Source organism: Phenylobacterium sp. (assembly GCF_030645195.1).
In the GTDB taxonomy this organism is placed as follows: Bacteria; Pseudomonadota; Alphaproteobacteria; order Caulobacterales; family Caulobacteraceae; genus Phenylobacterium.
Genome location: NZ_JAUSLW010000037.1, coordinates 15403 through 31346, shown reverse-complemented (window position 1 = coordinate 31346; position 15944 = coordinate 15403). Strand labels below are relative to the sequence as shown.

Below are 15944 nucleotides of genomic sequence, written 5' to 3'. Positions count from 1 at the left end.
GCCTCAAAGCGCGGATCGGCGACGATCTTGCGGCCCAGGGCCTCGCCGCCGATGCGGGCGGTGATGTGGGCCTCCCCCAGCCCGTCCTGCGGTTCGCAGAGCCGGATCAGCGGCGCGACCGGGGCGCCAACCTTGGCGGCGGCGGAGATCAGGGCGGCTTCCGTGGCCAGCGAGGTGGACCGCGCGGTCTCCTCGTCGAAGGGCCCGGAGCGGCGGCGCAGGATCATCTCCCGCGGGCCCTCGGGGCCCGTCAGGGTGAAGGCCCAGGTCTCCATGCTCGCGCCGCCCGACAGGCGTTGGGCGGCCTCGACGTCGGTCCCTCCGAGGGTCGGCGCGAGTTGCGCAAGCGCTTGTGCGATATCGACTTCCATGACGCAACGGCACCTCAAGCTGACTTGTACTTGACGTTCTGCGGCCCTGAGCGCCGGCTTGTAAATCGTCAAAATGAACGGCCGCGAGCTTCCATAATAGGCCGAAGGGAAACGCCATGGACTTCAACCTCCCCCCCGAACTGGTCGCCTATCTGGCCGAGCTGGACGCCTTCATCGAGGCCAAGATCAAGCCGCTGGAGCAGAAGGACGACAACATCCGCTACTTCGACCACCGGCGCGAATACGAGCGCACCGACTGGGACGCCGGCGGCCTGCCCAAGAAGGAGTGGGAGGAACTGCTGGGCCAGGCCCGCAAGCTGGCCGACGAGGCCGGGCACCTGCGCTACGCTTGGCCCAAGGAGCTGGGGGGCAAGGGCGGTTCCAACCTCGACATGGCGGTGATCCGCGAGCACCTGGCCGCCCGGGGGCTTGGCCTGCACAACGACCTGCAGAACGAGCACTCCATCGTCGGCAACAACCCCTTCATCCTGATGTTCAAGGAGTTCGCCTCCAACGCCCAGTACGACCGCGACGGCGAGAAGCTGCTGAGCGGCCAGATGCGCACCGCCTTCGGCCTCACCGAGCCGGAGCACGGCTCCGACGCCACCTGGATGGACACCACCGCGGTCCGCCAGGACAAGGACGGCAAGCCCGGCTGGCTGATCCAGGGCGAAAAGATGTGGACGACCGGCATGCACGTGGCGACCCACGTCATGGTCTTCGCCCGCACCAGCGGCAAGGACGGCGACGCCACCGGCATCACCTGCTTCATCGTGCCGGCGACGACCCCAGGCGTGAAGATCGAGGAGTACCTCTGGACCTTCAACATGCCCACCGACCACCCCCGCGTCAGCTTCACCGACGTCTGGATCCCGGAGGACAGCTACTGGGGCCAGGTGGACCGCGGCCTGGGGCTGGGCCAGAGCTTCGTGCACCAGAACCGCATCCGCCAGGCGGCCTCGTCCCTTGGGGCGGCGGTCTACTGCATCGAGGAGAGCGTCAAGTACGCCCGGGCCCGCAAGCCCTTCGGCAAGCCGCTCGCCGACAACCAGGCCATCCAGTGGCCGCTGGTGGAGCTGGCCACCCAGTGCGAGATGCTGCGCTGGCTGATCCGCAAGACCGCCTGGGACATGGACCACATGGAGCACAAGGAGATCGAGCGGCAGATCTCCGACAAGGTCTCGATGTGTAACTACTGGGCCAACCGCCTGGTCTGCGAGGCCGCCGACCGCGCCATGCAGGTGCACGGCGGCATCGGCTATTCCCGGCACAAGCCCTTCGAGCACATCTACCGTCACCACCGCCGCTACCGGATCACCGAGGGCGCCGAGGAGATCCAGATGCGCAAGGTCGCCGCCTTCCTGTTCGGCTTCATGGGGCCGAAGAAGAAGGCCTTCGCGGAGCTCGAGGGGGCGGCCAAGGACGAGTACGTCCAGCCAATCCCCGCCCGGCACTAGCCCGAGCGGTTAGGCTCCGGCGATCTCGCGGGCCAGGGCGGGGGGAACCTTGCGCTGGTCCGGCGCCGGCAGGTCGGGGGCAGCCGCGGTGGGCTTGGTCACCGTCTGGGCCGCCGACCAGGTCGCGCCGCCGTCCCGGGTCTCGTAGCGGAACCAGAGGGTTGAGGCCGCCGCCCGCTCGCCCTTGGCGATCAGGGCGCCCTTGCCGTCGGGGTCCATGGACAGGCTGACGAACTCCGGATGCTCGGCGGGGACATCCAGGCCCTCCGGCGTGGCCAGGCCCGCGCAGACCAGGGCGCCGCCGCCGGTGGGCAGCAGGGCCAGGCCCAGGGGCCCGCCGCCCTCGCGGGTGACCTTGGTGACCACATAGAGCCCCTGCGGCCCGTAACGGACCGCCTGCACCTGCGAAATCGGGTCGACCATGTAGCCGGCCCAGCCGGCGCCGGCCTTGCGGAACACCGTGACACCGGTGGCGCCGCCCAGCACCACCGGCCCCGGGAAGCCGGCGGGGGAGACCACCCGGGCCTCGGCGTCCTCCACCAGCAGACGGCGGGTGGCCCTGTCGAAGGGGGCCGGGGCGGCGCAGTCCCACTCGCCCTCGTGGGCCATCAGGGTCTCGCGGGCGGCGTTGCGCTCGGCCTCGGTCTGGGCCGGGGCGGCCGGCGGGGCGGGCGCCGGCTTCTGGCAGGCCGCCGCCAGCAGGCCAAGGCTCGCGGCCAGAGCGATGTTCGCAAGGCGCACGGGCCCCTCCCTATCCGTAGAGCCGGTCCATGACCGGCGGCAGGCTGTCGGGCAGGCCCAGCAGGGGCCCGGAGGACAGCAGCAGGACGATCTCGTCGCCCTTCAGATGCGACAGGGACTCCGTCACCGCCTGCGCGCTCGTGGGCCCCTCGACGCTGATCCCGGCGGCATAGACGCGCTCCAGGATCTCGGCGTGGGTGGACTGGTGGTGGCTCTCCGCCCCGTGGCCCGGCGGCGGGATGATCAGCACGCGGGCGGCGCCCTCGAACACGGTGTCGTACCAGGAGAGCGCGTCCTTGCTGCGCCAGGAGAAAGTGTGCGGCTCGAAGACCACGATCAGCGGTCGGGTCGGATAGTGCAGCTGCAGGGCGTCGATAGCCGAGCGGGCCTTCTCGTAGGAGGAGCCGAAGCCCTCGATCAGCGGGACCCTGGAGGTCTTGGTCAGCCGGTCCAGCCGGCGGCGGATGCCCTCGAAGCTCGCTACGCCCCGGGCCAGCTTCTCCTGGCTCACCAGATCGCGCTCCAGCAGGAAGGCGCAGACGCCGACGATGTTCTCGATGTTGTGGGCCCCCAGCAGGGTGGTGGTGAGACCGATACGCTCCCCGTCCGGCCGCGCCAGCTTGAAGGTGGTGGTGTCGCCATAGGCCACGTCCTCGCTGAACCAGCCGTCGCAGGGGGCGGTGTCGTACCAGACGGTGTGGGCATGGGTCTCGGCGGCGATCTTGCGGATGGCCGAGTGCTCGCGCGCCACCATCAGCCCGCCCCGCGGCAGGGCGTGCATCAGCTCGATGAACGGCGCCTCGTAGTCGTGGAAGGTCGGGAAGACATTGACGTGGTCGTGGATCAGCGAGGTCAGCAGCAGGCGCCGGGGGTGGTAGAGGGCGAATTTCGAGCGGGTGTCGCCGTTGCCGACGATGTACTCGTCCCCCTCCAGCAGCATCTCGTGGCGACTGCCCCAGTGGCCGGTGACCGGCAGGGAGGGCGAGATCGCCCCGATCATCCAGCCGGCGTCATAGTCGGCGCTGCGCAGGATGTGGGCCATCAGGGCGGTGCAGGTGGACTTGCCGAAGGAGCCGGCGACGACGATGTTCTCGCGGCCCTTGGTGGCCTCGCCCACCAGCTCGGCGAAGGTGGTGATGCGCACGCCGCGGGCCCGGGCCGCGGCCACCTCGACATTGTCCTGCCCCCCCAGCTTGGCGCTGGTCCCCAGCACCAGGACGTCGAGATGGTCGGGCAGGTTAGCGGCGTCGAAGCGGTAGGTCACCGGAAAGCCCAAGCCCGCCACATAGGTGGACATCGGCGGGAAGACGTCCTCGTCCGAGCCGGAGACCTGATGGCCGGCGTCGCGCATCATCAGCGCCACCGCGCTCATCCCCGCCCCGGCTACGCCCGTGAAGTGTATGTGCATCGCGATTCCGCCTGAGGACCGGCCCTGAGTTAGCCGAGCCCCCGCCCCTCCGTCGAGGGCGTCCCTCGGAACCGGCGATTAAGACCTGATTAACCATAAGCGCCGACTCTGTGGCGGTCTTCCTTGAAGACACCCCACCATCACCACTTCACAGCCCGGCTTCGGCCGGGCTCTTTTTTTGTCCCGGCCTTGGCGGCCCCCGCGTCAAGGGGCGCAAACTGCCCTCCAGACCGCGCGAAGTCGCGGATGGAGGACATGCCATGGCCAAGGCCCCGACCGGTTTCAAGACCCGCCTCGATCCCCAGGACGAGTTCACCCACGATCCGGGTGATGTCAAAAACTACAACGAAAGCATGTACTTCAACGTCTTCGATCCGGGCAAGCAGACCGGCGGCTGGTTCCGCATCGGCAACCGCGCCAACGAGCACTACGCCGAGATGACCATCTGCCTCTACCTGCCCGGCGGGCGGGTGGCCTTCATGTTCGCCCGGCCCACGATCACCGACAATTCGGAGATGAACGCCGGGGGACTCAAGGTCGAGGTGGTCGAACCCTTCAAGCATCTGAGGGTGACCTATTCGGGCAAGGCGCTGATTCTGGAGCGTCCCCACGAGATGGCGGACCCCAAGAAGGCCTTCCGCGACAATCCGTCCCTGCCCTGCACCGTCACCCTCGACTACGAGGGCGTCTCGCCCATGTACGGCGGCGAGACCGTGCGCGAGGACGGGACCCCGATCGAGATCGATCCGGAGAAGTCCTTCGCCAAGGCCCACTACGAGCAGCACTGCGCGGCCAAGGGCGTCTTCACCGTCGGCGACGAGCGATTCGAGATCGAGGGCTTTGGCCTGCGCGACAAGTCCTGGGGCCCGCGCCACTGGCAGGCCATCGACTGGTACCGCTGGTGCCCGATGAATTTCGGCCGCGACTTCGGAATGATGCTGTCGGTGATCGGCGACGGAAAGGGCGGCGCGCGCCAGGGCGGCATGGTGTTCGCCGACGGCGCCTATGACCTGATCGAGGAATGCGTGATCGACTCAGACTGGGACGAGAACGGCTACCAGACCGCCCTGCGCGCCAAGGTGAAGACCCACGGCGGCAAGGCCTATGAGGTCACTGGCGAGGTCATGTCCCTGATCCCCCTGCGCAACCGCCGCACCACGCCGGACGGCCAGGAGCTGCAGACCCGCATCACCGAGGGCATGACCCGCTACCGTTGCGGCGAGCTCGTGGGCTACGGCCTCAGCGAGTACCTGGACCAGATCGTCGACGGCCAGCCGAACGGCAAGGTCGCGGGCTACTGAAAGAGGTCTCAGAGCCGCTTGCACCGGCGCGCGGGCCATCGTATACGCCCGCCTCCAACGGTGATCCCGGATAGCTCAGCTGGTAGAGCAGTCGGCTGTTAACCGACTTGTCGCAGGTTCGAGTCCTGCTCCGGGAGCCATTGGAACCGCCGCCGTCGCGCGGCCCCAGCCATCAGCCTATTTCGCCCCGCGCCAAGTCCGCGCCGATCGCCGCGATCACGGGCCCCCAGGCGTGGTCGGCCCCCTGGCGATAGAGGCGCACGCTCGGATACCAGGGGCTGTCGCTCGCCCGGTCCAGCCAGCGCCAGTCGACCCCCAGGACCGACACCAGCACCCAGCAGGCCTTGCCCATGGCCCCGGCCAGATGGGCCATGGAGCTGTCCACCGTCACCACCAGGTCGAGCTGGGCGATCAGGGCCGCGGTGTCGGCGAAGTCCCTGGCCCCGCTCACCGCGGGATCCAGGTCGATCACCTGGCCCGGCAGGACGGCGGTGAGCTGGGCGGCCTGGTCGGCGGTGAGCGAGCGGTGGCGGTCATTGCCGTTGGTGGGGCTGCCCCGGGTGGCCAGGCCGATCTTCAGGCCCGGCGGCAGGGCCGGCCAGGTGGCGGGCGTGGCGAGATAGGGCTGCGCCGGCAGGGTCTCCAGGGTGGTCCCGAGCGGCGCCGGAAGGCCGCCCGCCATGACCCAATAGTCGGGGTCGGGGAACTCCACCGCCCCGGCCGCGGGCAGGACCCGGGCGCCGGGGAAGCTATGGGCGAACAGCCGCTCCAGGGTCGGCCGGCACAGCAGGGTGACGTCGGCGCCCAGGGCCCGGAGCTGGGGCGTGAAGCGGGCGAACTGGATCTGGTCGCCGAAGCCCTGCTCGGGGAAGATCACGATGTGCTTGCCGGCCAGGTCCTCGCCCCGCCATTCGGGATAGGGAAAGTCCCTCGGCCTGGGCAGCCGCATGGCCGGAATCTCATGACGGGCCCCATAGAGCCTCCAGCCCTCCGGGTAGCGGCCCTGGGCCATCACCGCCAGGCCAAGGCCCAGCCGGGTCTCCGGGGTCGGGGCGATGGCCAGGGCGCGGCGCAGCTCGGCCTCGGCCTGGGCGTAGCGCCCGGTCTGATAGAGCAGCTGGCCCAGATGATGGCGGGCGTCGGCCAGCTTGGGCGCGGCCAGGATCACCCGGCGCAGCCCCTGCTCGGCCTGGACTAGGCGGCCGGCCTCCAGGTCAGCGACGGCCTGGGCCAGCAGGCGGCCGGTCGCCGGATCGATCAAAATCGGTGGAAGCATCAGGTCCCTTGGCCCACGAAAAGTGGACGGCGAGAAAACCACATCGCACCGACCGGCCCAAGACTAAGGTGGGCATTGGCCGCGCGACGGAACTCGAACCGCCGTCGCGCGCTCCTAGACCCTGACCGTTTCAGATGGACTCATCTGAAATGGCAAGAAGGGTCCAAATTCAAAATATTAGGGTTCAAGCGGAGCCATGACATGACCGGACGCCCCCTCGGACGAAGCCTCGTCGTCCTGCTGGCCGTGGCGGCGGCCATCGCCATTCCCGCGATCCAGGCCACCCAGAACATCGGGCTCTCGGCCGCCGAGTTCGCCGGACAGGGAAACCAGACCCTGAGGGCCGCGGGCTACGCCTTCTCCATCTGGGGCCTGATCTATCTGGGCCTGACCGCCTACGCCCTCTATCAGCTCACGCTCGCGCCCGAGACCCCCACCCTGCGGGCCCTGGCCTGGCCCTCGGTGGTGGCGACGCTCGGCTGCGGCGCCTGGATCCTGGCCTCGGCCTTCAACGCCCAATGGCTCAGCGTCGCGATCATCGTCATCTCGGCGGCGACCCTGATCGCGGGCCTGACGCGCGCCCGGGCGCAGGCGCCCCTGCCCGCCTTCCGCGACCGCCTGCTGATCGTCTGGCCGTTGTCCCTGCTGGCGGGCTGGCTGACCATCGCCTCGGCCATCAACATCCTCACCGTGCTCACGGCCCAGGGGGTGATCGGGCCCGACCTGACCTGGGCGGTGCTGGGGATCGCCGCGGTTCTGCTGACGGGCGGCGCGGTCGGCTGGCGGCTGGCCTCGCCGGTCTATCTGGCGCCCATCGTCTGGGGCCTGGCGGCGGTCTATGTGGCCGAGCAGGCCGGCAAGCCGAACGCGGCCTGGCTGGCCGCGGGCGCGGCCATCCTGCTGGCGATCGAGGCCGTGATCCTCCTGCGCCGCAGGGGTTAGGCCGCCACCCGCCCGAACCGCTGGCGGTATTCGCCGGGCGTGATTCCCACCCGCTTCTGGAAGGCGCGGTGCAAGCCGTCCAGGCTGCCGAAGCCGGCCCGCTCCCCCACCCGCGCCAGGGGCCAGTCGGAAGTCTCCAGCAGGGCCTTGGCCCGGTCCACCCGCGCCAGCTCCACGAAGGCGGCCGGAGTCGTCCCCATCTCCTTCTGGAAGACGCGGGAGAAGGTGCGCTCGGTCATGCCGCCGCGCCGGGCCAGCTCGGGCAGGCTGAGGTCGCCGGTGGGGTCGGCGGTGATCTCGGCCACCAGCTTGCGCAGGCGGGGCGTGGCGGCGGCCTGGACGCCAAGGCCCGCGCTGAACTGGGTCTGGCCGCCCGGCCGGCGCATGAACAGCACCAGGTTGCGCGCCACCGCCAGGGCCACCTCCGCCCCCAGGTCCGCCTCCACGAAGGACAGGCAAAGGTCGATCCCCGCCGTCACCCCGGCCGAGGTGTAGAAGGGCGGGTCGGCCACGAAGATGGCGTCGGGCTCCAGCCGCACGGCGGGGCGGAAGGCGGCCAGATTCTCGCAGGCGTCCCAGTGGGTGGTGGCGCGACGGCCGTCCAGCAGCCCCGCCGCGGCCAGGATGAAGGCGCCCGAACAGACGCTGCCGATACGCCGCACCACCTCCCGGCGCGCCTGCAGCCACTCGACGATGCCGCTGCCGCGCATGGACAGCAGGCCCTGCTCGTCGCCCCCGGCCAGCAGCACCGTGTCCAGGTCGCCGGGCAGGTCGGCGACCCGCACGGCGCCGGCCAGCCGCAGGCCGGAATTGCAGACGATCTCGCCGCCGGAAAGCGACGCCAGGATCACCTGATAGGCGGGGGGCCCGGTGAACCGGTTGGCCATGGAGAACACCTCCAGGGGGCCGACCAGGTCGAGGGACTGGGCGCCGTCATAGCCGATGAGGGCGATCTTGCGGGGGTGGATCTGGGCGAAGGTCATGGCGCAATTTGCGATACTAATGACATTTCCGCCAGAACTTTCGACGCCTAGGGTGATCCTCGTTGAAACCCCAAACGGAGACTTCCCATGTCCGACCCCTGCACCAACGACAACTGCAGCTGCCAACCCTGCGCCTGCGGCCCCGCCTGCCAGTGCGGCGAAAGCTGCGCCTGCAACGCCCCGAGCCAGGCGAGCGCCCCGGCCGCCTCGCGAGACTGACGCCCGCTTCCTCCCCGGAGACCTGACATGCGCACCCTCGTCCTCGCCGCCGCAGCTGCCGCGGCGACCCTCGCCTTCCTGCAACCGGTCGCCCCCTGGGCCGCGACGGGGCCGAGCGTGGCGCTTGTCCGGGCCGACGGCCTGACCCTTCCCGCCCCCAAGGCCGGTCGGGTCAGGCCGCTGGTGGTGGTCCTGGCCGACAACGCCGGGGCCGAGACCACCGACTTCGCCATTCCCTATGGCGTGCTGAAGGAGTCCGGCGTCGCCGAGGTCCGCAGCGTCTCCACGGGACCTGGCGCAGTCCGGCTGAGGCCCAGCCTGAAGGTCCTGGCCGACCAGACCCTCGCCCAGTTCGACGCCGCCGAGCCCGCCGGGGCCGACATCATCATCGTGCCCGCCCAGGTGAAGCCCAAGAGCCCCGAGCTGACGGCCTGGCTGCGGGCCCAGGCGGCCAAGGGCGCCACCGTGGTCTCCATCTGCGAGGGGGCCCGGGTCCTGGCCAATGCCGGCCTGCTGAAGGACAGGCGCGCCACCACCCACTGGTCGGCCCTGAAGGGCCTGACCAAGGCCTATCCCGACACCACCTGGGTGCGCGACCGCCGCTATGTGCAGGACGGCGCCGTCATCTCCACCACCGGGGTCTCGGCCTCGATCCCCGCCAGCCTGGCCCTGGTGGAGGCCATCGGCGGCCGCCCGGCGGCCCAGGCCACGGCCGACCGCATCGGGGTTCGCGAATGGGGCCCCGCCCACCGCACCGCCGACTTCCAGGTGACCGGCGCCGACTACCGCCACGGGATCGCCGCACTGGCCGCCTTCTGGCGCCATGAGACGGTGGAGACGCCCGTCACCGACGGCGTCGACGAGGTGACGCTGGCCCTGCGCGCGGACACCTGGTCGCGCAGCTACCGCACCCGCGTGGTCACAACCCGTCCGGGCCTGGCGGCGGTGCGCTCCCGGCGCGGCCTGACCATCCTGCCCGACGCCGCGCCGCGCCCGGGCCGCTACGTCCTGCCCGTCCAGAGCGGACCGGCCGCCGCTCAGATCGACGGAAACCTGGCCGCCATGGGCCGCCGCTACGGCCCGCAGGCCGCGCGTCTGGCCAGGCTGGGCCTGGAGTATGACCCGCCGCGATAGGCCCGGCGCCTGTTTGTTCGCGCCACAAACCGTCAGCGGGAATTACAGTCTCGGATTGACCCAGATCAAGGGCGCCCGCCGGCCCCGATGGTCGCCTGCCCTTCGAGTTCGAGGAGCCGGATCATGACGACGCGGGCCGAGGCGCTGGGCGTGTTCGACGGGGCGATGGCCCAGCGGGGTTATGGCCTGAACAAGATGTGCTTCTCGTTCAACGAGGCGGCCAACCGGGAGGCCTTCCTGGCCGACGAGGAGGCCTACGAGCGGCGCTTCGGCCTGACCGACGCCCAGCGCCGCGCGGTGGCCGACCGCGACGTCCTGGCCCTGCTGGCGGAGGGCGGCAACATCTACTACCTGGCCAAGCTGGCCGGCATACTGGGCCTCAACGTCCAGGACCTGGGGGCCCAGCAGACGGGGGTCACCGTCGAGGCCTTCAAGGCCAAGCTGCTCGCCGCGGGGGCCTGAGACCATGGCCACCATCGTCGGCGGCCTGGCCGTCTCCCACGTGCCCGCCATCGGTAACGCCATCGCCAACCACCGCGAGGGCGAGCCCTACTGGAAGCCCTTCTTCGACGGCTTCCCCGCCGCCCGCGCCTGGCTGGACAGGGTCAAGCCCGACCTCGCCGTCGTGCTCTACAACGACCACGGCCTGAACTTCTTCCTCGACAAGCTGCCCACCTTCGCCGTCGGGGCCGCGCCGGAGTACTGCAACGCCGACGAGGGCTGGGGCCTGCCGGTGCTGGCGCCCTTCGCCGGCGACCGCGACCTGTCCTGGCACATCATCGAGCATCTGGTGGCGCAGGAGTTCGACCTGACCACCTGCCAGGAGATGCTGGTGGACCACGCCTTCTGCATCCCCATGGAGCTGTTCTGGCCGCAGGGCGCCCCGCCGCCGGCCGTCCCCGTCGCCATCAACACCGTCCAGCACCCCCTGCCCTCGCCCCGTCGCTGCTTCAGGCTGGGCCAGGCCATCGGCCGGGCCATCGAGACCTATGACAAGGACCTGAAGGTGGTGGTGATCGCCACCGGCGGCCTGTCGCACCAGCTGGAGGGGGAGCGGGCCGGCTTCATCAACCGCGACTTCGACCAGATGTGCCTCGAGGCCCTGGCCACCGATCCCTCGCCCCTGACGGCGCTCTCCAGCCTGGACCTCGTCGAGCAGGCGGGCTCCCAGGGAGTCGAGCTGCTGATGTGGATCGCCATGCGCGGGGCCATGACCGGCCAGGTGTCGCGGGTCCACCAGCACTACCACATCCCCATCTCCAACACGGCCGCGGCCCTGCTGGTGTTGGAGAACACGCCCGTCGCCTAGCCAGGCCAGGGTGTTTGGGTCTGGACCCTCCCACGCCGGCGCCGCAACATGCCGCCAGGGTGGAGGGGACGGACTTGGAGGGCATGGCGGCGGATCTGCCGAGCTTTTTCCAGCGGGCCTTCGCCTGCTCGCCGGAGGTCGCCGCGGCCGTTGCCCGCCGGGCCCACGATCGCGCCTATGCGGCCCAGGCTCCCATCGTCCATCAGGGCGACCCCGGCCGGGAAACCTTCCTGCTGATGCTCGGTCGGGCCCACGCCCTGCTCTATGGCCGGGACGGACAGGTGGTCCTGCTCCGCGAGTTCGAGCCGGGCGACATCTTCGGCTCCATCGCCGAGGTGCGGCCGGCCCCCGAGGACGCCGACATCGTCGCGGTGGAGGCGGCCCGCGCCGCGGCCTTCATGACCTTCGACTTCGTCCAGCTCATCGAGACCCATGGCGCCGTCGGCCTGGCGGTGTCGCGCCTGCTGCTCAAACAGCTTCGCCAGGCCACCGGCGCCATCCTGCAGCGCGCCACCCTCTCGGCCCAGGGCCGCGTCTATGCCGAACTGCTGCGGCTCGCCCGGCTGGGGGACGGCAGGACCCTGAGGCCGGCGCCGGTGCTGGCCGCCCTGGCGGTCCGCGTCCAGACCACGCGGGAGACCGCCTCGCGGGCGGTGGGCGCCCTGGAGCGGCGGGGCGTGATCCGCCGCGACGGCGAGGCCCTGGTGATCGTCGCCCCGCACCGCCTGGAAGAGCTCATCGTCTGAGGGGGTCAGGCCTTCAGAGCGTGCAGCCGGATCTCGCCGCCGTCCAGGTCGCCGACATACTCGGTGCGCGACGGCCGCAGGGCATGGAGGGCCGCGGCGAAGTCGTCGCTGACCTGGATCGCGCCCACGGGCGTGGCGGCCAGGATCTGCGCCGGAAGATCGGCGGCCTCCCCCAGCAGCAGTTCCGCGCCGCCGAACGGATCGGGCGCCGCCCGCAACAGCCCGTAGTGGCCCGCGCCGCGCGCCTGCGGCGCCACGGCCCGGACAGCCAGGGCCGTGGCGGCGGCTTGGGCGGGATCTGCGAAGACCATGGCCAGGCGCCGCCCTTCCCAGCGCGGCGGCGCCAGGGGATGGGCCGCGGCCGCCAGAGCCGGCAGCACCTCGCCGATCAGCGCCGCCTCCTCGGTGTCGCCGAGATCGACGGACAGCAGGGCCGCCAGGCGCAGGGTCCCGGCGGCTGGCCAGGCGGGCGCCGCGCCGCCGAGACGACGCGCGGCGATGATTTGCCGGCGACGGCCGGCGGCGGTCCAGGTGGCCAGGCTCTGACGACTGGCCAGGCTTCCTCCGGCGTCGTCGTCGACCACGACGATCTGCACGGCCTCGGTGGCCAGGGCGCGGGCCCGCAGGACGGCGCAGCCCATGGCCACCTCCGCCGCCAGCCGCACCGCCAGGGCCTGGGTCGGATCGGCCCCGGGGGCGACCACCCACACGCTCTCGGCGGCCGCCATCAGGGCGTCGAACCGCGCCCGCCAGTCGCCCCCCGCGGGATCGACCGAGGCCGAGGCGAAGGCCTCCACGCCACCCGGCAGGATCAGGTGCAGCTGCGCGCCGCGGGCGACGAGGGCTTCGGCGACCAGGATGTCCGCGCCGGCCGCCAGGGCTCCGTAACCCGCCCCGATCCGCTCCGCCGCCAGCTGCTGGCCCACCGCCTCGGCCAACCCCTCCGCTTCCAGGCGCATCAGGCCCGCATAGTGCAGGCTGCGGGGCGGCCGCAGGGGGTCCAGCCAGCCGGCGTCCGCCTCCAGGGCCGCCAGGCTCAGGGCGAACTGGCGCAGGGTCGCGGCATGGTCCTCCCAGGCCTCGGGCGCCAGGTCCACGGCCTCGGCGAGCGCCGTCCGCGCGTCCTCCGTCCGTCCCAGCAGCAACAGGGCCTCGGCCCGGGTCGCCTGCCGCCAGTAGGGAGTTTCGGCCTCGTCGGGATCGCGGTCGAGGACCTCCAGCACCTGGACGGCGCGGGTCCGGGCGACCGCAGGCTCACCCCCCAGCAGGGCCAGGGTGGCGGCGTTGATCAGAGGATAGCTGGCGCCAGTCAGCGCCCCGGCTTGAGCGTAGGCCAGGGCGGCCTCGGCGTAGAAGGCTGCTCGGGCCGCCCCGTCCGCCGCCAGGGCCCTGTCCTTGAGCAACCGCCCCCGCACGGCGAGCACCCCCGCATCGTCCCGGACGCCCTCGAACCCGGCCTCGCGGAACATCCGCCAGGCGTGATCGAGGGCGCCGGCCCGCGCATGGGCGACGATGGAGAGCAGTGTGGGACGCGAGGAAGCGCTCAAGCGGGGAAATCCAACACGGGGAGGAGACGGATCAACTCAGGGTTCGAAGGTGCCGCCATTGTTGGGAACGTCGGGATCGATGATGATTTCGACGGAGTCGTTCGGCGACTGAACCACCTCGATGTGCAGGTTGAACTTCTGGCGTTCCTGCGCCTGACGTCGGACGGCGCTGAACACGACGAGCCGGCAGTCGTTGCCGTTTGGCGTGCGCCGACTGCGGGCCCCATCCGGATTGATGTGCCAGAGGTCGCAATTGTCGTCGTTGTAGTCTTCCTTCGATGTCACGCCGACGTCCTGGGTCCGAAACTGCCAATCCCAGTCCGGCGAAAGTTCCATGACCAAGAAACATGGCATGTCCACGAGGACATCCCGGTCGGTGATCGGCCGACCACCGGCGCCGCCACCGTTTGCGACCTTGGGGACGGTGACGACGTCGGTGGGCGTTGGGCCGCAACGTTGGGCAAGCAGATCGTCCAAGGTCCCACCCTGAAAGACGCCGGACTGTTCCGCCCAGAAGCGCAATTTCTTCCCCATGGCGGCCAGGGTATACCGCGCATAGACGACCTCCATGGCCTTGAAGTTCGGCGGGGGGTTCGTCTGCAGTTTGATCATGTGGTTGATGAGCTTGTTCTCACCCATGCTCATGGTGATCATTTCAGTCCCTCTCTTCTCGGTCCTTGCGTGACACCAGCCCCAGGTTCTCCTGGAGCCGAATACGCTGTTGCGCCCAGTCCCGGTTGGCGGGATCGAGGGCGATCATGGCGTCGATGGCGGCGATCGCCTGGCGCAGGCGGTCCTGCGCCTGGGGGATCCGGCCCGCGCGATATTCGATGGAGGCCAGGGCCCGCTGGGAGGCGATCCAGCGTTCCCGCAGGGACATGTTCTTCGGGTCGGCCGCGATGAGCGGCGTCAGCAGCGCACCCTCGGCTAGGCGTTCGGCCCGCGCGGCGGCCTCGTCCCGGTTGGCCCGGTAGGCGTCGGCCAGCCAGGCGTGGCGGTTGGCGAGGTCGGCGGCGATCTCCCAGCCCGACGTCATGCGGGCGGCGGCGGCCCGCATCAGGCGCAGGCCCTCGCCGCAGGCGCGCAGGGCGCTGGCCGCGTCGGGCGGCGGGCTCAGGGCCAGGGTGCAGAGGTTGCCCTCGGCATAGGCGGCTTCCCGCAGATACTTCGGGTTCTCCGGGGCCTGGGCCACCAGCTGCCCGGCCAGGGCGCGGTAGGTCCGCCAGGCCCTGGCCGCCGCCGCCGACCGGCCCCGGAGATAGTCCACATAGCCCAGCCAGTACTGGCTCTGGGCGTGGGCCCAGATGCGGTCGGGGTCACCCGGCTCGGCGGCCAGCAGGGCTGCGGTGGTGCGGGCGGCCTCGGCGAACTTGCCCAGGGCCGCGTCGAGATCGCCGCGCTTCAGGTCGTCCTCGCCCATGGCGTGGAGCAGGCGGGCCCGCCGCTCCAGGGACTCCGGCGGCAGGTGAGCCAGATCCTGGTCGCCGTAATAGGCGAGCGCGCGGGTGTTGACCGTGGTGAGGATGTCCAGGCGTCCCACCTCCTTCAGCGGCCTGCGCAAGTCGGTCAGCATGAACTCCACCAGGGCCTCCGCCTCGGTGCGCTGCTTGCGGGCTTCGGCCCGCGAGGTCAGCGCGAAGATGGTCAACGCCCCCATCGCTAGCATCGCGGCCAGGGCCACCCCCGTGACGACCGTCACGGCCGCCAGCCGCCGCTGGGCGTCGCGCTGGACCAGTTCGTCGAGCCCCACCCCGACGATCCCGGCCACCAGCTTCAGCAGGGCCAGGCGCGCGCCGTCCCCCTCGGGCCGGAAGTCGGCGGCCAGGGGCTCTACCGCCACGCCGTCGGCGCCGGGGACCCGCAGACAATCGGGGAAGGCCTCCGGCGGCGCGCCGGCCGCCAGGGCCGCCAGGATGGGCCGATCGGGATGCAGGCTGCGGAACAGCTCGACCTCCCGCGCGACCCAGGGCGAGGCGGCCGCGTGGGGTGAGCAGACGACGATCAGGCACCCGGACTGCGCCAGGGCCGCGCGGACCTCGGCCGTCAGGTCCCCGGAGGCCGACAGCTCCTCGCGGTCGCGGAAGATCGGAGCGATCCGGCCGGGAACCGCGCCCCGCGCCGTGGCGCGGCCCACCAGCCGCCGCGGCAGGGCGAAGCGTTCGAGGCGCCGGTGCAGCCCTCGGCCGAACCGCCCATCCACATGGCTGTAGCTGATGAAGGCGCGGTACCGAGGCGCCCGCCCTTCGCCCAAGTCGCCCATCACCGCCCCCCCGAACGATGTTCTCCCGCCACCGTGGCAGAGCCTGAGGGAACTCACAACGTAATCGTGTGTTTCGGCCACCCTCCTCCGGAGCGTGACGGCCGTCACGGCGGGGCGCGGGGCGCCCTCCTAACCTCAGCGTGATCCCGCCTCTCCCCGAGGGGGACCGACGCAGAGGAACCCGTCATGTCTCTAAGAATCTCCGTGAGCGGCGCAGCCCTCATCGCGGCTTTATGGACCGCCGTCCCGG

The 15944-nt window shown here is 71.0% G+C and carries 15 protein-coding genes, 1 tRNA gene and 1 pseudogene; 9 read left to right on the top strand and 8 right to left on the bottom strand.

The window, feature by feature from the left end; translation table 11 throughout:
- Nucleotides 1–371 (bottom strand): annotated as a pseudogene (locus Q7T09_RS03380) (phosphotransferase family protein); the annotation flags it as partial.
- 116 nt (nucleotides 372–487) lie between these two features.
- Here Q7T09_RS03380 and Q7T09_RS03375 point away from each other — a divergent pair.
- Nucleotides 488–1828 carry an acyl-CoA dehydrogenase family protein gene (locus Q7T09_RS03375; protein WP_304697611.1) on the top strand — a complete coding sequence of 447 codons (1341 nt, stop codon included), beginning with the start codon at nucleotides 488–490 and terminating at the stop codon, nucleotides 1826–1828.
- Between the two features lie 9 nt (nucleotides 1829–1837).
- Here Q7T09_RS03375 and Q7T09_RS03370 read toward each other — a convergent pair whose 3' ends face one another.
- A complete protein-coding gene (locus tag Q7T09_RS03370; protein WP_304697609.1) occupies nucleotides 1838–2569 on the bottom strand; it encodes a hypothetical protein in 732 nt (243 codons plus the stop codon).
- A 10-nt stretch (nucleotides 2570–2579) separates the two neighbouring features.
- On the bottom strand, nucleotides 2580–3977 hold the full coding sequence (locus Q7T09_RS03365; RefSeq protein ID WP_304697607.1) for a Mur ligase family protein: 1398 nt from the start codon (nucleotides 3975–3977) through the stop codon (nucleotides 2580–2582).
- Nucleotides 3978–4237: 260 nt separating this feature from the next.
- Here Q7T09_RS03365 and Q7T09_RS03360 point away from each other — a divergent pair, with 260 nt between their 5' ends.
- On the top strand, nucleotides 4238–5278 hold the full coding sequence (locus tag Q7T09_RS03360; protein ID WP_304697606.1) for a hypothetical protein: 1041 nt from the start codon (nucleotides 4238–4240) through the stop codon (nucleotides 5276–5278).
- 64 nt (nucleotides 5279–5342) lie between these two features.
- Nucleotides 5343–5418, top strand: a tRNA-Asn gene (locus tag Q7T09_RS03355).
- A 32-nt stretch (nucleotides 5419–5450) separates the two neighbouring features.
- Here Q7T09_RS03355 and Q7T09_RS03350 read toward each other — a convergent pair.
- Nucleotides 5451–6554 carry a tetratricopeptide repeat protein gene (locus tag Q7T09_RS03350; protein WP_304697604.1) on the bottom strand — a complete coding sequence of 368 codons (1104 nt, stop codon included), beginning with the start codon at nucleotides 6552–6554 and terminating at the stop codon, nucleotides 5451–5453.
- 201 nt (nucleotides 6555–6755) lie between these two features.
- Here Q7T09_RS03350 and Q7T09_RS03345 point away from each other — a divergent pair, with 201 nt between their 5' ends.
- Entirely contained in the window at nucleotides 6756–7496 is a 741-nt protein-coding gene (locus tag Q7T09_RS03345) for a hypothetical protein (protein ID WP_304697601.1), read from the top strand.
- On the opposite strand, the gene Q7T09_RS03340 is transcribed toward Q7T09_RS03345, so the two are convergent.
- Nucleotides 7493–8479 carry a GlxA family transcriptional regulator gene (locus Q7T09_RS03340; protein ID WP_304697600.1) on the bottom strand — a complete coding sequence of 329 codons (987 nt, stop codon included), beginning with the start codon at nucleotides 8477–8479 and terminating at the stop codon, nucleotides 7493–7495. The two genes, Q7T09_RS03345 and Q7T09_RS03340, sit on opposite strands and share 4 nt — an antisense overlap.
- A gap of 87 nt (nucleotides 8480–8566) precedes the next feature.
- On the opposite strand from Q7T09_RS03340, the gene Q7T09_RS03335 reads away from it, so the two are divergent.
- From Q7T09_RS03335 to Q7T09_RS03315, 5 genes are all read left to right on the top strand, one after another.
- A complete protein-coding gene (locus tag Q7T09_RS03335) occupies nucleotides 8567–8698 on the top strand; it encodes a hypothetical protein (RefSeq protein WP_304697598.1) in 132 nt (43 codons plus the stop codon).
- A 27-nt stretch (nucleotides 8699–8725) separates the two neighbouring features.
- Nucleotides 8726–9832, top strand: coding sequence for a DJ-1/PfpI family protein (locus Q7T09_RS03330; protein ID WP_304697597.1), 1107 nt, complete (start codon nucleotides 8726–8728; stop codon nucleotides 9830–9832).
- Between the two features lie 123 nt (nucleotides 9833–9955).
- Nucleotides 9956–10294, top strand: coding sequence for a protocatechuate 4,5-dioxygenase subunit alpha (locus Q7T09_RS03325; protein WP_304697596.1), 339 nt, complete (start codon nucleotides 9956–9958; stop codon nucleotides 10292–10294).
- Between the two features lie 4 nt (nucleotides 10295–10298).
- Nucleotides 10299–11141: a class III extradiol dioxygenase family protein gene (locus Q7T09_RS03320; RefSeq protein WP_304697595.1), complete on the top strand. Its 843-nt coding sequence runs from the start codon at nucleotides 10299–10301 to the stop codon at nucleotides 11139–11141.
- 83 nt (nucleotides 11142–11224) lie between these two features.
- Nucleotides 11225–11887 carry a Crp/Fnr family transcriptional regulator gene (locus Q7T09_RS03315; protein WP_304697593.1) on the top strand — a complete coding sequence of 221 codons (663 nt, stop codon included), beginning with the start codon at nucleotides 11225–11227 and terminating at the stop codon, nucleotides 11885–11887.
- A gap of 5 nt (nucleotides 11888–11892) precedes the next feature.
- Here the strand turns inward: Q7T09_RS03315 and Q7T09_RS03310 are convergent, their stop codons facing one another.
- From Q7T09_RS03310 to Q7T09_RS03300, 3 genes are read right to left on the bottom strand one after another with little or no spacing between them, the layout of a single operon-like run.
- Complete coding sequence (locus tag Q7T09_RS03310; RefSeq protein ID WP_304697592.1) at nucleotides 11893–13434, bottom strand: tetratricopeptide repeat-containing protein; 1542 nt, start codon at nucleotides 13432–13434, stop codon at nucleotides 11893–11895.
- Between the two features lie 36 nt (nucleotides 13435–13470).
- Complete coding sequence (locus tag Q7T09_RS03305; RefSeq protein ID WP_304697591.1) at nucleotides 13471–14088, bottom strand: nucleotide synthetase; 618 nt, start codon at nucleotides 14086–14088, stop codon at nucleotides 13471–13473.
- A gap of 1 nt (nucleotide 14089) precedes the next feature.
- Nucleotides 14090–15694, bottom strand: a complete 1605-nt coding sequence (locus Q7T09_RS03300; protein ID WP_304697589.1) for a toll/interleukin-1 receptor domain-containing protein — start codon at nucleotides 15692–15694, stop codon at nucleotides 14090–14092.
- Between the last annotated feature and the right edge of the window lie 250 nt (nucleotides 15695–15944).